Annotated in this window: 15 protein-coding genes; 9 read left to right on the top strand and 6 right to left on the bottom strand. The window is 59.8% G+C overall.

The window, feature by feature from the left end:
• Positions 1-99: 99 nt before the first annotated feature.
• From DXA43_RS03080 to DXA43_RS03055, 6 genes are all read left to right on the top strand, one after another.
• Complete coding sequence (locus DXA43_RS03080; protein WP_117806236.1) at positions 100-2085, top strand: hypothetical protein; 1986 nt, start codon at positions 100-102, stop codon at positions 2083-2085.
• A 280-nt stretch (positions 2086-2365) separates the two neighbouring features.
• Complete coding sequence (ruvC, locus tag DXA43_RS03075; protein WP_035137351.1) at positions 2366-2887, top strand: crossover junction endodeoxyribonuclease RuvC; 522 nt, start codon at positions 2366-2368, stop codon at positions 2885-2887.
• A complete protein-coding gene (gene ruvA / locus DXA43_RS03070; protein ID WP_117806235.1) occupies positions 2887-3507 on the top strand; it encodes a Holliday junction branch migration protein RuvA in 621 nt (206 codons plus the stop codon). The genes ruvC and ruvA overlap by 1 nt, the downstream gene beginning before the upstream one ends.
• Positions 3507-4574 (top strand): Holliday junction branch migration DNA helicase RuvB, encoded by a 1068-nt coding sequence (ruvB, locus tag DXA43_RS03065; RefSeq protein ID WP_022095140.1) that lies wholly within the window; start codon positions 3507-3509, stop codon positions 4572-4574. Before ruvA ends, ruvB begins: the two co-directional genes overlap by 1 nt.
• Positions 4575-4718: 144 nt before the next feature.
• Positions 4719-6386, top strand: a complete 1668-nt coding sequence (locus DXA43_RS03060; protein WP_117806234.1) for a formate--tetrahydrofolate ligase — start codon at positions 4719-4721, stop codon at positions 6384-6386.
• A gap of 180 nt (positions 6387-6566) precedes the next feature.
• A complete protein-coding gene (locus tag DXA43_RS03055) occupies positions 6567-7556 on the top strand; it encodes a hypothetical protein (RefSeq protein WP_117806233.1) in 990 nt (329 codons plus the stop codon).
• 12 nt (positions 7557-7568) lie between these two features.
• On the opposite strand, the gene DXA43_RS03050 is transcribed toward DXA43_RS03055, so the two are convergent.
• The gene (locus DXA43_RS03050; RefSeq protein WP_117806232.1) at positions 7569-8750 is read right to left on the bottom strand and encodes a cation diffusion facilitator family transporter; all 1182 of its coding nucleotides are present in this window, start codon (positions 8748-8750) and stop codon (positions 7569-7571) included.
• 218 nt (positions 8751-8968) lie between these two features.
• Here DXA43_RS03050 and DXA43_RS03045 point away from each other — a divergent pair, with 218 nt between their 5' ends.
• The 3 genes from DXA43_RS03045 to DXA43_RS10585 all read left to right on the top strand — a co-directional run bounded on the left by DXA43_RS03045 (position 8969) and on the right by DXA43_RS10585 (position 10891).
• Positions 8969-10306 carry a hypothetical protein gene (locus DXA43_RS03045; RefSeq protein WP_117806231.1) on the top strand — a complete coding sequence of 446 codons (1338 nt, stop codon included), beginning with the start codon at positions 8969-8971 and terminating at the stop codon, positions 10304-10306.
• 116 nt (positions 10307-10422) lie between these two features.
• Positions 10423-10794, top strand: coding sequence for a DUF1499 domain-containing protein (locus DXA43_RS03040; RefSeq protein WP_055250926.1), 372 nt, complete (start codon positions 10423-10425; stop codon positions 10792-10794).
• A complete protein-coding gene (locus DXA43_RS10585) occupies positions 10721-10891 on the top strand; it encodes an SHOCT domain-containing protein (RefSeq protein ID WP_117764911.1) in 171 nt (56 codons plus the stop codon). The genes DXA43_RS03040 and DXA43_RS10585 overlap by 74 nt, the downstream gene beginning before the upstream one ends.
• A 513-nt stretch (positions 10892-11404) precedes the next feature.
• Here the strand turns inward: DXA43_RS10585 and DXA43_RS03030 are convergent.
• The 5 genes from DXA43_RS03030 to DXA43_RS03010 all read right to left on the bottom strand — a co-directional run bounded on the left by DXA43_RS03030 (position 11405) and on the right by DXA43_RS03010 (position 17206).
• Complete coding sequence (locus DXA43_RS03030; protein ID WP_055250924.1) at positions 11405-11626, bottom strand: hypothetical protein; 222 nt, start codon at positions 11624-11626, stop codon at positions 11405-11407.
• Between the two features lie 32 nt (positions 11627-11658).
• Positions 11659-12447 carry an ADP-ribosylglycohydrolase family protein gene (locus DXA43_RS03025; protein ID WP_117806230.1) on the bottom strand — a complete coding sequence of 263 codons (789 nt, stop codon included), beginning with the start codon at positions 12445-12447 and terminating at the stop codon, positions 11659-11661.
• Positions 12444-13559 carry a YhcG family protein gene (locus tag DXA43_RS03020; RefSeq protein ID WP_233540005.1) on the bottom strand — a complete coding sequence of 372 codons (1116 nt, stop codon included), beginning with the start codon at positions 13557-13559 and terminating at the stop codon, positions 12444-12446. The genes DXA43_RS03025 and DXA43_RS03020 overlap by 4 nt, the downstream gene beginning before the upstream one ends.
• A gap of 268 nt (positions 13560-13827) precedes the next feature.
• On the bottom strand, positions 13828-16308 hold the full coding sequence (locus DXA43_RS03015; RefSeq protein WP_117806229.1) for a phosphatidylinositol-specific phospholipase C: 2481 nt from the start codon (positions 16306-16308) through the stop codon (positions 13828-13830).
• A gap of 304 nt (positions 16309-16612) precedes the next feature.
• Complete coding sequence (locus DXA43_RS03010; protein WP_117806228.1) at positions 16613-17206, bottom strand: hypothetical protein; 594 nt, start codon at positions 17204-17206, stop codon at positions 16613-16615.
• Positions 17207-17416 lie beyond the last annotated feature (210 nt).

Genomic DNA, 17416 nt, shown 5'->3' with positions numbered 1-17416 from the left:
GGTATCATAGCTAGCATATGCACATGCGAGCGCCGACTGCATCATGCGGCCGGCGCTTTTACTACGACAACGATGGTTTACGACGGAAAGGGCTGAGCCATGAAGCTCGCACTTGCACAGATCGATATGCGCCTGGGTGATATTGAGGGCATTTGCGGCCGCATCGAGGACCAGGCTCGTCTGGCCCACGAGCGCGGGGCACGCGTGCTGTGCGTGCCGGCTCCGCTCTTTATGGGCGCCATGCCCGGGGGCCTGGTGGGCACTGCCGACTTTGAGCACGACATGTTGACAGGCCTGACCGGTGTCGCCGAGCGTATCCAAGAACTCGATATGATCTGCATCGTGCCCGCGGCGGTTTCGTTTGAGGGCCAGCCCCTGCTCGACTACATGATGCTCAAGGACGGCCATGTGGTGCCGGCCCGTTCGAGCATTGCCCTGCAGCGTGGTGGGAACGGTGATGCCCGTTGGGCGCCGCCGGTCTTCGACGTGGACGGCGTGCGTATCGCCGTGATTTTCGACTTGGACCGCGAGCTCGAGATGCTGCCGACCGGCGTCGACCTCATCGCCTATTTTCAGTTCAACGCGTTTGACATGACCGACCGCGAGACGGCCGCCATTGCCGCCGTTCGCAGCGGTGCCTACCGCAAGATCGCATCTAAGCGCAGCGTGTGGTTTGCCTGCATGGCGCCGGTCGGTGCCTATGACGAGTCGGTGTATACCGGCGGATCGTTTGTGCTCGACGACTGCGGGCGCGTGGTGGCCCAGGCGCCGTGTTTTGAAGAGAGCCTGCTGGTTCAGGAGATCCAGCGCGGTGTGATGCTCGATGCCTTGGAGGACCACGAGCTGCCCGAGTTTCGCTCCGAGGAATGGCTGTGGCAGGCGCTGGTGCTCGCCGTTCGCGATAACGCCCGCGCCCGCGGTACGTCGCGCGCCGTGGTGGCGCTCGAGGGCGACTTGCCGTCGTCCCTGCTGGCGGCGCTTGCCGTCGACGCCCTGGGTCCGCGCAATGTGGTCGGCCTGGTGCTGGGACGCAACCGCATCTTTACGCCGGCGCAGGAGGAGGCCGAGGCTGCTCGCTGTGCCGCCGTTCGCGCCATTGCCGAGCGCCTGCATATTCGCACGGTTGAGCGCGATGCCCCGGATGCCGCGCGTGTGCTCGACCGCGATGTATCGGCGGGCGACGCCGAGCGCCTGCGCTCTCGCACGCTGGGCCTCATGCTGGAGGATACGGCGCTCGAGCTGGGGGCGATGGCGTTGAGCCCGCTGTCCAAAACTGAGTACGCGCTGGCGGCGCCCGCGCTTTGCGGTGGCTACCAGGGCGATTATGCGCCCTTTGGCGACGTATACCTGTCGACGCTCGAGTTTGTGGCGCGCGTACGCAACCGTACGTCTGCCGTGGTGCCGCAGGAGCTCGTGACACTCAACGCGGTGGAGGATTGCATGGAGCGCGTGCTGGCGCAAGCGCTCTCGACGCTTAACGGTCCGGTTGACATGCTCGACCGCGCGGCACAGCTGCTCGGCGGGCTTGAGCCGGGCGAGGTCGATGGCACGCTCGAGTCGCACGTCGACCGCAATCGTCCCTTCGACGACATTCCGATGGCCACCGGCAAGCCCGAGGCTTGCTCGCTGCTGCTGATGCTCGTGCGCCAGGGAGAGGCGGCTCGCCGCCAGCTGCCGACGGCGCCGATCGTCTCGGCCCGTTCGTTTGTCGAGCGCGCCTGGCCGTATATGCTCGCGTGGTCCGATCTTGGCCTGAGCGGTAAAGAGCGCATGACGGTCGATGCGCTGGCGCGCGCCGAGGTGAACCGCTTTGCCGACGAGGATACAAGCGAGCGCATGCGTGGCGAGATGATGGGCATACTGGGTGAGCTGTTGGGTATTTCGCCCGAGCAGATGGAGGAGCTGCGCTCCGAGGACGGCCAGCGCCGCCTGCACGAGGGTATGAAGAAGTTTGAGGGCGAGGTCCAGGACGCCATCGATAAGATGATGGGCGGCCAGGGTGGCCCGCAGGGTGGACCCCAGGGTGGCCCGATGCCGCATCCGCCGGTTGATCCCCGACAGTTCCCGTTCTTCTCGCAGAACTAAAAAGGTTACGCGGTTTTGCCAAACCGCGTAACGAGTCGACGCTGCGCGAGCCCCTGCCGGGCAATCTGCCGCTCAAACCGTCGCTTGCGTACAAAAGTACGCGGCGCTCCTCTTTCGCGACACCTTGCCACGGCAGGGACTCGCTCGCTGACTTATGCTCAACCTATGGTTCAACCTTGCTTGCTAGATGCGGCCGCTATTGTGTTATTCTAGAACAGACGTTCGTGAATGATGCGCGGGGCCTTGCCTTGCGCTTGGTAAAAGACGAGGGGAGGTTGGTTTGGTTATCTTGGGCATTGACCCCGGTTTGGCTCATACGGGTTGGGGGATTATCGAGGAGCGGCGTGGCGAGGTTCGCTGCCGTGCCTACGGCTGCATCGAGACCAGTGCCGGAAGTCCGCTCGCGGTGCGCCTGTCGCATATCGCCCGCGACCTCAAGGGTGTCGTGGAGCGTTATCGACCCGATACCGCTGCCATCGAGAGCATTTACTTTGGCGCCAACGTTCGCTCGGCCATCCCTACGGCGCATGCCCGCGGCGCTGCGCTTGTGGCGCTTTCGGAGTGCGCGCTCGAGATTGGCGAGTACACGCCTATGCAGATTAAGCAGGCTGTTGTGGGCACCGGAGCCGCAGATAAGCGGCAGGTCGCCTACATGGTGCGCACGCTCACGCAGCTCGATCACGACCCGCATCCCGACCATGCCGCCGATGCCCTGGCCTGCGCCATCTGCCACGTTAACCTCAGCCGTACCCGGGCGCTTACCGGCGGCGAGTTCTATCAACAGAGAGGAACCGGATACTGATGATCTCCCAGCTCCACGGAACGCTTGTCGAGGCCACGATGAGCTCTGCTGTCGTCGATGTGTCGGGCGTTGGCTTTGAGCTCGGCATCTCGGGCAGCACTGCGGCCACGTTGCCGACGCCCGGCGGCGAGGTCCGCCTCTACACGCGTATGCAGGTGCGCGAGGACGCCATGACACTTTTCGGTTTTTCCTCTAAGGATGAGCGCACGATGTTCGATCGGCTCGTGTCTGTCTCGGGCGTTGGCCCGCGCTTGGCGCTCGCCGTGCTTTCCACCTATACCGTGGGGCAATTGTATTCGCTGGTGATGGCCGAGGACGACAAGGGCATGGCCAAGGTGCCCGGTGTGGGCAAAAAGACAGCTCAGCGTCTGATCCTGGAGCTCAAGAGCACCTTTGCCAAGGACAAGGGCTTTGTGCCGGTCGACGTGATTCCCGGCCAGGTTGCGATGCCCGTGCCCGCTGCCGCTCCCTCGGCCATCGATGACGCCCGTGCGGCGCTCCTTTCCATGGGCTTTAGCCCGCAGGAGACCGATGTCGCTCTGAGCGGGTATGATGGGCAGGATATGCGTGTCGAGGATCTGCTCGGCGCGGCGCTTAAGCGACTCGGAATGGATGCGTGATGTGGGAAGCCGATGACTCTCAGGACCTGTGGGCGACGCCCGGCAACTCGCCGGCGGCATCCATGGCGCACGGCGAGCGCATGGTGGGCTCGGAGCTGACGGCCGAGGACCTCGATGTCGATCGCACTTTGCGCCCCCAGCGCCTGGACGATTACTGCGGCCAGGAGCATATCAAGCAGAGCCTGCGCGTGTTGATCGAAGCGGCGCAGAGCCGTGGCGAGACGCTCGACCACGTGATTTTCTCGGGTCCTCCGGGCCTGGGCAAGACCACGCTGGCCACCGTTATCGCCAACGAGCTGGGCGCTCAGATCAAGACCACGAGTGGCCCTGCCATCGCGCGCACGGGCGACCTGGCGGCCATCCTTACTAACTTGCAGCCGGGTGATGTGCTGTTTATCGACGAGATCCACCGCCTCAACCGTTCGGTCGAGGAGGTACTGTACCCCGCGATGGAGGACTTTGCCCTCGATATCGTGATTGGCAAGGGTCCGGCGGCGCGCTCGATTCGCCTGGATATTCCCAAGTTTACGTTGGTAGCGGCAACGACCCGCTCAGGCATGTTGACAGGCCCGTTGCGCGACCGCTTTGGCATTTCATATCGCCTGGATTACTACACGGTCGAGGAGCTCGCGCAGATTGTGACGCGCTCGGCGACTATCCTGGGCGTGACGATCGACCACCCCAGTGCACTCGAGATCGGCTCGCGTTCGCGCGGCACGCCACGTCTTGCCAACCGCCTGCTCAAGCGCGTGCGCGATTACGCACAGGTGCGCGGCAACGGTCCCATTGAGCTCGATATCTGCCGTCAGGCACTCGAGTTCTTTGAGATCGACGAGCTCGGTCTGGACTGGATGGATATTCGCATTTTGGAGACGCTCGCCAAGACGTTCTCCGGTCGTGCCGTGGGACTTACGACCCTTGCCAGCGCGGTGGGCGAGGACCCGGGCACGCTCGAGGATGTCTATGAGCCCTATCTGCTGCAGTGCGGGCTGATGATTCGTACACCGCAGGGCCGTCAGGCAACCCTTCGCACCTTTGAGCACCTGGGGATTGAACCTACCGTTTAGGGCGCTTTGTTTTGGCGGGCTGTTGGGCTATCGCTGAGCATTGGATAAACATATCGCCATTCATCGGTTACGGGTGTTTTACTATTGCGCGCCCGTGCTATGCTGAATTGGTCTTTTTCTCATTCGGTAACGAAAGGACCGCCCATGCCTACTGACATCGAAATCGCACGTTCTGTCACGCCGCTGCCTATTACCGAGGTGGCCAAGAACGCCGGCGTCGACGTTAAGCACCTTATTCCGTACGGCTTCGACAAGGCTAAGGTCGACTATTCGCTGCTCAACGAGCCGACCGATCACCAGGCCAAGCTCGTCCTCGTGACCGCTATCAACCCAACGCCTGCGGGCGAGGGCAAGACCACCACGACCATCGGTCTGGCCGATGGCCTGCGTCGTCGCGGCGTCAAGAGTGCCGTGGCCCTGCGCGAGCCTTCGCTCGGTCCCGTCTTTGGCGTTAAGGGCGGTGCTGCCGGCGGCGGCTGGGCCCAGGTCATCCCCATGGAGGACATCAACCTGCACTTTACCGGCGACTTCCATGCTATCGGTGCCGCCAACAACCTGCTGGCCGCCATGCTTGATAACCACATCCAGCAGGGCAATCAGCTCGGCATTGACGTTAAGCGCATCACTTGGAAGCGCGTCGTCGATATGAACGACCGCCAGCTGCGTCATGTCATCGACGGCATTGGCGGTAAGGCCCAGGGCGTGCCGCGCGAGGACGGCTTCGATATCACCGTCGCCTCCGAGGTCATGGCAATCCTGTGCCTGTCTACGAGCATTAACGACCTCAAGGAGCGCTTGGGCGAGATTGTCGTCGGCTATAGCTTTGCCGGCGAGCCCGTCCGTGCCCGCGACCTTAAGGCCCAGGGTGCCATGGCCGCGTTGCTTAAGGACGCGCTCAAGCCCAACCTGGTGCAAACGCTCGAGGGTACGCCCGCGTTTGTCCACGGCGGTCCCTTCGCCAACATTGCCCACGGCTGCAACTCTATCATGGCTACGCGTATGGCGATGCGCTTTGGCGATGTCGCTATTACCGAGGCCGGCTTCGGTGCCGATCTGGGTGCCGAGAAGTTCCTCGACATTAAGTGCCGCATGACGGGCGTTCGCCCCAGCGCCGTCGTGATTGTCGCTACCGCCCGCGCGCTTAAGTACAACGGCGGCGTTGCCAAGGCCGACCTCAACGAGGAGAACCTCGAGGCTCTCAAGGCCGGTATGCCCAATCTGCTGCGTCACGTCGACAACATCCAGAACGTTTATGGTCTGCCCTGCGTAGTCGCCATCAACCGCTTCCCGACGGACACCGAGGCCGAGCTTGCTCTCATCGAGTCCGAGTGCCAGAAGCTCGGCGTCAACGTTAAGCTTTCCGAGGTCTGGGCCAAGGGCGGCGAGGGCGCGCTCGACCTGGCCGATGAGGTCATGCGTCTGATTGAGCAGCCGAGCGAGCTCAAGTTTGCCTATGAGGACGGCGCCGATGTGGCCGACGCTCTTGAGGCCATTGCCACCAAGGTCTACCGCGCCGACGGCGTTGACTTTACGCCGGCCGCCAAGCGCCAGCTCGCCGAGCTGCGCGAGAACGGCTTTGGCAACCTGCCGGTGTGCGTGGCCAAGACGCAGTACAGCTTTAGCGACAACGCCAAGGCCCTGGGCGCTCCCGAGAACTTCCGCATCACCGTGCGCGAGCTCAAGGTTTCCGCCGGTGCCCACTTTGTGGTCGCACTGACTGGCAGTGTTCTGACCATGCCGGGCCTGCCCAAGGTCCCCGCGGCCGAGAACATCGACGTCGACAACGACGGCAACATTACCGGCTTGTTCTAAGCCTGCTGCCCATAGCCGCTTGTCCGCCCCGTCGCGCCTGCCAAGGCCCGGCGGGGCTTTTTTATCCTTAGGCCCGCGCATGTCTTGTAGATACCGACGGGCTCTGCCCATCATAGGCTTTTGCGCGGGTAGAATGCATGGATAACTTGAGGCTCACGCGCGACGGAAAGGAATCGTTGCATGGATCAGGACAAGACAACCGTGATGGGCGGCTACGGTTCCGCGCAGGCTGGCGATAGCGCCGATGCGACCCGCGTTGTTCCCAACCCCGGCTATACCGACCCCGCCGCGACGCAGCCTTCTGCCGATCCCACCCGGGTTATGGGCTATGGCGACACGGCGCAGGATTCTTACGCTGCATCTTCGCAAGGCCCCTATGGCAACGCAGCTCCGGACCCGTTTGATTACGCGCCGCAGGATTCTTATGCCGCCTCGACGCCGAATCCCTATGATGACCTGCCGCAAAATCCCATTCCGCAGCCTCAGCAGACGACGTATATGCCTCGCACGGCGCAGTCTCGCTACGAGTCGCGCGAGCCGTATCGCGAGTACCCCAAGTCGATTCCGCAATATGGCGAGGACGAGGAGAAGAAGCCGTCGCGTTCGTCGAGCGTGATCAAGAAGATCCTCATCGTGCTGGCGATCTTCTTTGCGCTGTCGGTTGTGTTTGCCATTGTGTCGGGCATGCTCAACAAGCGAGGGAGTTCAACGGCCGATACCGCTGCCGAGCAAACCGAGTCCGCCTCGTCTAGCACCGTCGATCTGAGCGATATCCCGGGGCAGTACTGGTCCAACGCCAAGAAACTTCTCAAGTCGCGCGGCGCCAATCTTTCGAATGCCGTGGTCCTGACTGATGATGGCTCAACGCCCGTCATCGATGCCAACTGGGTCGTTACTTCTGCTTACTATAACGACAGCGGCAACCTCGAAATTCAACTCACGCACAAGAATAGCTCGGGCAACTCGCCCGACGGCCAAAGCGGTACCGACAGCTCGAGTTCCAATACGCTGGAGGACTTGAGCAACAAGGCACAGGAGCTTGGGGATAAGGCCCAAGAGCTGGGCGACACGGCCCAGAACCTGGGCGACACCGCTCAGAACTTGGGCGGCATGGCGACGGATGCCTGGAACGCTCTGCAAAACGGCATCTCGGGCGCTCAGGGAAACTAGCTGTTAAGCGGGCTACAGCTGCTCGGCCGGACGGTCGGGCGAGCTAAAGCCCGAGTCAAACGTAACGACGCATGAGGCATTGGGTCGGCGCTCGTGCACGATGCGCGTGACGAGCTCCAGCAGCTCCTCGTCGGATATGTCAAAGCCGTCGGGACGCACAAGGTCAAACGAAACGAACCCGTCGTGCTCGTGCAGGTCGTGGATGGAGAGCGCGGGATCGATCTGCATGATGCCGCGCTTGACCCAGCCGCGCAGGTCGTCGCCGGTGGTGGCGATGGGGTCACAGTGCAACGTGATGCCGATGCCCATCTGACGCTTGATGTCGTGCTCGATGGTGTCCAAAATCTCGTGGTGCTCAAATGCGTCGCCCTCGCCGGGCATCTCCACGTGGGCGCTGGCAAACTGACGACCGGGGCCGTAGTCGTGCACCATCAGGTCGTGTGTGCCCAAGACCTGCGGATAGGACATGATCTTGTCGCGGATTGCCTGAACGAGCTTGGGGTCGGGCGCTTGTCCCAGCAACGGGCTGATGGCGTCGCGCACTAGACCCATGCCGCTGATGCAGATGAAGATGCCCACACCCAGGCCTGCCCAGCCATCGAGGTCAAAGCCGGTCGTCTGCGAAATAAGCGCCGCCATCAAGACCGAACCCGAGGTGATGACGTCGTTTTTGGAGTCCTGTGCTGTGGCAATGAGTGTTTCGGAATCGATACGGTTGCCCAGCGCGCGGTTGAATGCGGCCATCCAGAATTTGACGAGCATGGACAAGACGAGAGCGGCTAGGGAGACCAGCGTGTAGGCGGTGGGGGAGGGCTTGATGATCTTGGTGACCGACTCGAGGATCAGGTTGATGCCGACGGCGCAAACCAGGACGGCGACGAACAGACCGGCTAGGTACTCGTAGCGGCCGTGGCCATAGGGGTGGCCTTCGTCTGCCGGGCGGCTGGCAAGGCGGAACCCGAGCAGGCTTACGATGTTGCTCGAGGCATCGGAGAGGTTGTTGAAAGCGTCGGCGATGAGGGAGACGGAGCCGGCGAGCAGGCCCGCGATGCCCTTGGCCAGGCACAGAGTGATGTTGAGGCCAATGCAGATGAGGCTTGCGGCGAAGCCCGCGTTGGTGCGGCAGGAGGTATCGACCGGCTCGCCCTCGCTGCCGGGAACAAGCGTATGTACCAGCCGATTTACAAATAGCATAGCGGTCGTCCTCACAATCATGTTTAAGGGGATAGTGTAGCTCGCGCGGAGGCGCTGTGCACCGATGCTCAGAAAATGCAGTAATGGTCTGCCGGTGCTAACGAGCGAGCCTTCTCGTCTGCCTGGGTGGTCCATTTTGGGCCACATGGGTATGGGCATGTGCCTGTTTGCTCGACATACTTAACGTCGACAGCCCCTGTGCAAAGGAGGACGTTTCCATGGACGAGATGTTTGCCATTAAATGTCAAAACTGCGGCGGCCCTATGTACTCGCACCAGGCTAAGCGCAGCTTTGAGTGCACCTATTGCGGCGCGGTCATTCCGTGGCAGGCGGACGCCGGAGAGCCCAAGAGCGCTTTGGGCATTCGCCATACGCCGTTGACGGTGGTGGATGGACTGCTCAAGCTCACGCATGTGTCGCAACTCGAGCGCCCGGAGGACCCGGACTGGTATTTCTTCAATTCGCACTGGCGCAATCAGTCGGTCCAGGAACATCTGCTGTGGGAGGATCGCGGCACGGCGCAGGAGTTCCAAGAGGCCACACATGTGAGCATTCCTTGCCCCTTCTGCGGAGCGTCCTTTGAGGGTGAGTCAACGCAGCGTGTGTTTGAGTGCCCGTCCTGCGGCAACAAGATCGGCATTGCCGACCTGCTCAAGCCCGGTACGTTTAGCAAACGTCTGACCATGGGCGTGGGTGCGGAGTATGTGCCGGAGCAGGGTATTCCCTGCGAAATCTCACCGCAGCAGGCACGTGCCAACGCGCTGCAGCTGGTGCGCCAGTACCCGGATGCCTTTGCCGGGCACGATGTGGAAGACGCGATCCAAAACGACATGATGCTCTTCTATTTCCCCATGGCGCTGGCGGACCTGCGTATGATGGCGAGCTTCCCGGGCAAGGGCCTGAGCAAGGAAACCCTGGTGTACTACGAGGTGCTCGACTGGGCGTATCCGCGGGCAAACTATCTGGATGTTCGCCTTATGGGCATTTTGGAGCCATGGGACTTTGCCAAGGTCGGCCCGTTCGATCCCGCCATGCAGGAAGGTGACTTCCGCGTCGTCTCCGTCGATGCGTCTACCAAGGACCAGGTGGTCATTGATAAGCTGGCGCTCGACATTGCCGGCAACGATGCCGAGGCGGTGCTGGGGCTCAATAAAAAGAGCATCCGAACCTGGGCGCGCAAGGCCCGCAAGCATAAGGATAGCCTGGTGATGGTGCCGGTGTACTTTGTCGACCGTCCGGCAACGGACAGCCGCGATGGCGAGCAGGTGCGCATCGCCGTAAACGGCCAGACGGGTCGTGCGGCCGCGGTGGTGTTTAGCGACAAGCGCGAAACGCATATCGTGGCGCCGCTTAACCCGAGCCTGCATCTGTCCGGCGAGAGCACCGTGCACGCCACGCCCATCGAGGTCAAATACGTTAAATCGCCCTTCCTATACCAGATCGTGCTCCGTGGAGGTGGCGAGCAACCGCGCCAGGTTGCAGCGGCAGCTGAGGGTTCCTACCGAGAAGAAAAGCCCAAACGCAAGGGATTGTTCGCTGCGATTTTTGGTAAGTAGGGGAGTGGTGCCGGGGCGTCGGGCTGCATCGCAAGGTCATGAGACGAACTTAAGACTGCTGGGAACGTGCTACCATTGCCGATAGCCTTAATCTTGTAAGAAGCGGAGGCCAGATTATGGGTTTTGCGGATCAGCAGCTTCAGCTTCAGGTACCGTATTCTCCTGACGACACGTTTAATGCCTTGAAGGCAGCTATGGAAAAGCTGCCTAAAGTAAAAGTTGATAGTGCATCGCCCACAACAAGAACAGTTGCAGCCGAGATTGGTATGAGCCTTTGGTCTTGGGGCGAAAATATCAGTATTTCGGTTGTTCCAGTTGAAGGCGGATCTGGCGTTACTGTCAAGTCGTCATCTAAGGTCAGGGCAAACGTATTAAACGGGGGCAAAAATGCAAAGAATATTGCCAAGATAGTCGATGCCCTATCGAAGGAGCTCGAGCGGTATCCGCAGGTTTCACAGACTATTGAGACGCTGGCGGATAGTGGTTGATGTAGTTGCAAGGCTTGAGAGGCTTGCAGCACTGCGTGAGAGTGGAGTACTTACCGAGGAAGAGTTTGCTGCAGAAAAGGCAAAAATCCTTTCGTAATCAGACACGATGGTTGGATTTGCATTCTATTATTGAACTTGTTTATACCAGGCTGAAAACATCGTGTGTAATAAAGGTGCGTAGTAGCCTCGTCTTGATTGGCGGATGTAAATAAACGGTGGAACGGCTGTAAAAGAGCCTTGCCACTGGGTAAAATCAGGATGTGCCGCGGAACCCGCTCCTCAGTCGGTCAACTTTGGAAGCGCGGGCAACGCAGGTGCTATCGTCTAAAGGGCCGGGTGCGACCGGCCCTTTGCATGACTCCCTTCGCTATCCGTTACTGCTTATATTCCCGCCAGATCGAGTAGAGGTTCCGGACGATGCCGGTTACATACATCGAGAGGCGCAGGATTTCAAGAAACAAGTTCATAGGCTTCACCCCAATCGGAGATCGGAGCGTTGCCCGCAGGCGGATTCCGCGGCAGTCGTAATTCTACCTCACAGGCCGCGGCGGGAGACATACTACCCGCCCCATGGCTTGGAGCAGTGTCGATCTAACGGGCAATCAAGCCTCTAGTTCTCTTTGAATTGAGCAAGCATCTGCCCGAAGAAGCTTAGTTCGGATGGCTCATAAATGATCGAACCGCCGTCCGCGGTCCTGTAGACCCCGCAGGGGAGGTAACGCCCGTCGGGGAGGACATAGAGGCTGGCTTCCTCCTTCAGTCCTACTGGAAATAGCGGAATCCCGTTTTCGTCCACTTGGAACTCGTCTATATTTGCGATCTTCCTCTCCATGATGCCTCCTGCCTTATTTCTTGAATGGCGCCTTAAAACAGGCAGCTCTCAATCAGCTCTTTGCCGCGCAGAGTGTCGATCCACTCCTGTGGGATGGCTTTGAGACCGTATGCCGTGCCGGCGAGGGCGCCGGCGACGGCTGCGGTGGTGTCGGTGTCGTCGCCTAGGTTGACGGCGGCAAGCACGCAATCTTCGTAGCTGTTAGTGTTGACGAAACACCAGGTGGCTGCCTTAAGCGTGTCGCGCACGAAGCCACCCGACCTGATCTCCTGCTCAGGCACGCCTTTCAGATGGAGCGCCCACGAGGGGAGCACGTCGTTCATCACATCCCTCATCAGCTCGACAAATATGATGCATGCGTCGGTCGACGTTCTGTGGGCGTGCGTAATCGCGGAGACCTTGCTGACCTCTTCGTCTGTTGCATCGGTGAACGCCAGGGGAGCGATGCGCATGAGCGATCCGTTGCCATTGTCGCGCTCGCCGGAGCCTCCCTTACTGGAGTGAAGTGCGCGGGCGGTTGTATCACCGTAGTCGAAAACGCCGTCGATCGTATACTTGCCACGGGCAATCCAGCTTACGAACTTGCTGCGCATGTCTGCGGTGTCGATATGCCCGAGCTCCCTAATCGAGTCGCAGGTAGCAAGCGTCATGGACGTGTCATCGCTCCAGGTGCCGGCGGGCTGCCCATGCGCGCCGTAGCCGATCATGTCGGTGCATTCGAACGTGCCGCGAGGCATAAACTCGTAGGGAACGCCCAGCGCGTCGCCGACGGCAAGTCCATAGATGCAGTCGCGCAATGTTGTTTTCGGTCCGTCTGTCATGGAAAGCTCCTCTTTCCCGGATGATGTGGAGCGCCGTCGGGGGTATCGGTCGCAACGTGCTGCTGCCCTTGCGCTTTGCCATAAGTCGCTTCGTTGATGGCGCGGTACTCGGCACTCAGCTCGCGCGCCAGCTCTTCCTTGCTTGGAAGATACGGCAGGTATTTGGCGGCAAACACTTGGTCGTTGTCTTCGGGCAGCGTGTACTCGACAATCGAATCGCTTTTGTCCGCGCAGAGCACGATGCCTATGGGCGGATTGTCGCCTTCGTTCATGAGCTCGCGTGTGTAGTAGTTCACATACATTTGCATCTGGCCCAGGTCCTGATGCGTAAGGTCATCGGTCTTAAGGTCGATGAGCACGAAGCAGCGCATCAGATAGTTGTAAAACACAAGGTCAATATAGAAATGGCGCCCATCAAAGGTGATGCGCTTTTGGCGCGCCTCGAAAGCGAAGCCACGGCCAAGCTCCAGCAGGAACTTCTGAAGATGCGTTATGAGTGCCTGCTCTAGATCGCTCTCGCGAAACGCAGCATCGTCCGTGAAACCTAAAAACTCCAGTACGTATGGGTCGCGGATGATATCCTCGGGGCGACGAGCCGGGGCGCTCTTTTGGATTTCCTTGGTGACGGCCTCCTTGTCCTTGCTGGCAAGTAGGCGCTCTCGGAACATGGTGTTGATCTGGCGTTCGAGCTGACGCGTGCTCCAGCGAGAATCGGCGCATTCGTTCATGTACCATGTTCGAGTTTCGGGGTCAGGAATGCGTATTAACCTGCGGTAATGTGTCCAGCTCAATTCGGGACGCAGTGAGTCCCGAATTGGAAATGCAAGATGGAACTGACGCATTTTACGCAGCTCTCTTGCTTCAAAACCTTTACCAAAATCCTTGGTAAGTCTGATTGCGAGGGCCTTGAGCAGCGCCTCTCCATACTTGGCGCGCTCCTCTCCGCCCTGCTCATCAACAATGCTCTTGCCGATCTCCCAATACGCCTCAACCATCGCAAAGTTAACGGCGGTATAGGCCTTGTCGCGAGCGGCGTTGAGAATCGAGGAAACCTGCTTGTAAAAAACTTCTGGCACGATTGCCGATTCTCCACGGTTTACCAGTTCGCCCATCACTGTCGCCCCACTTTCCTCTTGTGGAATGCATCTTTATCGCATTTAGTTTAAAGCCTCGCGCGGACACGAATTGCTGTGCTGTCTGGCACCTTCGCATGGGAGCCTTGCGGTGACTAAAATGTGGCCATAGAGGCAGTTTTAGCGAACCCCGCGGGAGTGACACGCATGGATAACAACACTTTGCTACTCCTTCATGACAAAAATAGGGGCGCAGAACGGTATCCTGCGCCCCTGATTGAGCCGATGCGTCTGAAAGCCGGCTTGCCTATTCGCTAGCGCCTTCGTTGCTTTCGCGGTCATTGGTAAGCATTGCCGCGCCAGCGACCGTTGTCGCCACGGCGGCAGCGGCGAGCCCGGCGGCAATGCCGGAGCCGTCGCCCGTGTCGGCGAGTTTTCCGCCCGAGCTCTTGCCCTGGTCGCTCTTGTTGCCGCCGCCGTTCTTGTCGGCGCCGCCTGCGTTGGAACCCGTGCCGCTGCCGGTGCCGCCTGCACTGCTCGAGGCCGCTACGGTAAAGCTTGCTGCTCCATCGCTGGCGAGCGTGTAGTTCTGTGCCGCGTCGCCCAAAAGGCCTTTCGCGCGCACCCAGTACGTCCCTGCGGCAAATGTTTCGCCCTCGGCCATTGCCGTGCCCGGAGCGCCGTTCGCGTCGTGCACAAACTCGAGCTGGGCCGTGCAGGCATCGGTTTCGAGCTTGCCCTCGAGTGATGCCGCAATCTTGGCGCGCACGTCCTCGCCGGCCTTAAGGCCCTCGAGCCCCTCAAAATGGGGCGTCAGCGCGCGCGGGTCGATATCGATGGGCACGGAACCCTGCAGCCCCGTAACGGTCTCGTTGCCCAGGGCGTCGACATCCACATATTCGATGGCAAACGCATGGCCCGAAGCCGCCACGTTGAGTACGTTGCTGCTGTCGACAAGGCGGAAATGGCCCTCGCCAACGGTCTTGCCATCCTGGAGCGAGGCATCGCTCAGCGAGTCGCCGTACGTCATGCGCATGCGGGTCGGGAGGCAGCACGAAGCCGACTGCGCGTGCTTCGTATCGTAATTGTAATTGCGCTGGTAGATGCTCCGGGCCAGCGCCGCATCAACAAAGTCGGATGCGATGATGCCAATGTGCTTGAGGTAATCTGACTTTGTATCCTCGATGCCGCTGGGATTGATGTACGGGCTCTTGTACAGATGCTCGTTGACGACTCGCGCTGCGGTAAAAGGATTGCTTCCTTGCTTGTGATTCGTGCAGCTGGTGTAGTTGATAGACCAGCAGCGCTCCAGGACTTGCTCCTTGGCCCCGTTATCGTCCTCGACATCTACCTCGTTGCGGGTGAGCTTAGCCGTCTCCTGCAGGGCCATATCGACCCAGCTGATCTTGTCGGTTCCGGTGCATTCGTAATGGTCCTGGGCATATACCTTGGTGCAATAGGCTTTTTTGTCGCCTGTTTCCCCTGCGGCTTCAAAGCCTTGCGCGTTTTGGACGAGACACATAGAGGAGCTGCTGGGGTGTGCTGCGATTTTGTTGTCCCATTCGGTTAGGTCGAGGCCCCACGTGTGGCCGCTTACGCTGTCGCCGGCGAGTCCAAATCGGCGCAGCAGGACGATCTTTCCGCGCACCTCGTTCAGTGTGGGAACGCGGCTCGACGTATAGAACAGTTTGGGGTTGTCGTCCAAAACCTTGGCGAAAGCCGTCGTAAGGCTCTCGTCAGTAGCCTCGTTGTTGCCTCGGGATACAAGCATGATGAGCGCTTCTGACGGATTTTCGTTCAAAAACTTTTTGAAGTAGCCAACGACATCGGAGAGATGCATGAAGTGCCCGTCTTTTTTGAGCAGGTAGCAACTTCCATGGTCGATGCCGGGGTCGTTGCCTTTTCCGAGTCGGATATCAAAATAGCGAATGCCTTCGAGCAACTGCGTGGGGATGTAGTCCTGCTGGCACTTTGCTTGCGAGGATTGGGGTTCGGTGTCGTTGTCCACGCTGCAAGTTCCCGAATCGTGCGTGCCCGGGATGCTCAGCTCGTCGAGGTATTTGTTGCCTTCGACGTGGCTCATCCAACATGGTCCGTCGACGTAGCTGCTATACGTGGTCCAGTCGATGCTGCTAACTGTGGCATTGGTCTTGTCCATGCTGTAGCCGACAAGCTCGAGCTCCCACGGAATGGAATATTTCTTTTGGCAAATCTTGTTGTTGTCTTGGTCTTTGCCTTTCGATTCTATGGCCAGGTAGTTAATACCGTTTTTCGTGTATATGCGGTCTCGAATAATATAAGTTCCGTCGAACTGGCGGTCGAACGTATAGGCGCGGCTGTCCTTATGGTCGTACTCGCCACTCCATACGTGGATGACCTTTCCATCTTTGTCCGAGTCGCCATCGACCGACCAAATGCTGTAGCGCGTCTTCTTGTGCTCTTCGAAATTGAGCAGGGTGCGGATGGCATACCAGTTTGTGCCGTCCGCATCGGTCCCTACGTGCTCAAGGATGAGCTTGCTGGACGTGCCGTCATTAAACAGATGGCAGACGTTGCCGATGACGTTGCCGTCTTCGTTGACGCTCGCGGTGCGAAAATAGCCCGCGGGGCGAAGGCGAATGACGAACTTGTCGAGGGTGGCCGCTGACTCGGCCGTGCCGTCCGCAAAGGCTGTCCGCGGACTAATGCCCAGCATGGCGGTTTCGGGCAAACTTGCCAGAGGCGACAACGCTGCAAGTCCAAGGCCCAGCGTAAACGCTCGGCGACTGATGGCATGATGTTCGGCCATGACTCCTCCATTCGCAGAGTGCGGTTATGCGATAGTTTTGGTCACTATACTGCCCAGATGTTTAAAGATGCTGGTTTAATTATCTGCGCGGCGCAATAAATCGGTGGGCGGACGCGTTGGGGCGCTTGTCTATTTGTGCTGCTACCGCGCTGGGGGTGGTTTTGCCGCCCGGCACCCTCGCGTTCGCCGGCTATCGGCATAAGAAAGGGAGGGCCGGCGAACCGATCCTCCCTTGGTGCAAAGCGCTGGGGTATCGTCGCTTGTTTGCACTGTGCCCGTGTTTCCCGCTGCGCTCGCCAGTCGTTTAGCGCTTGATCTCGATATCCTCGAGCTTGACGTCCATGGCCTCGGTCTTTGCCTTGGCGATGTCGTCGGCAAATTCCAGAGACTTCATCATGGTCTCGACGGCGTCCTTGTGCTCCTCGACGTTGTCGATGCTCACGTAGACGCTGCCGCCGCCTGCTTCGGTGAAGTACTCAGTCGTCACGCCGCCCGAGTGTGTATAGGAAGCGTTGCGCCAGGTCTTGCCGTTGTACTTGACGGGATCATTCTCGGTCCACTCAAAGTTGGCCTTCCATTTGGCCTCGTAGTCGAACAGCTCGTCAGCGTTCTTGTCAGAGTCGAAGACGGGGATGAAGCGGTCGCTGGCGTGCTCGCTCTCGGTGAACTTAAACTGGGCCCTATCGGCCGTGTCGCCTGCGACGTCCGTGATTTCGACGCCCTCGGGCACCTCGACCTTAAACCAGATGAAGTCGGTCCTCATATCCATGGCTGGTTTTTCTGCTCCGCCGCCACCGCCACTGCCGGTAGCGCTGCCGCTGCCACCGCAGCCCACCAGGGAGACTGCGGCAAAGAGACTCATGCAGAGGGTGAGAATCGCAAAGGCCTTCTTTTTCATGGTCGTGTCCTCCTCGATCTGTAACCGCCCATGGATTACCTGCCTTTACTGTACGCGCGAGCGGCTTGTTCGGGTGGGCCATGTGTCCCATTCTGAGGGCTGGAATTGCGCCGACAAGTGGCAATATGCGCGGGTCCAAAAGAGGGGAGGGCCGATGCTGTCGGCCCATTACAGTCTGAAATAGGCCATCGATAAATTTCGATGGCGAGC

The organism is Collinsella sp. OF02-10 (assembly GCF_003463445.1).
GTDB lineage: Bacteria > Actinomycetota > Coriobacteriia > Coriobacteriales > Coriobacteriaceae > Collinsella.
Note: the sequence above shows the minus strand (reverse complement) of the source record. Positions and strands in the feature narration are given on the sequence as shown.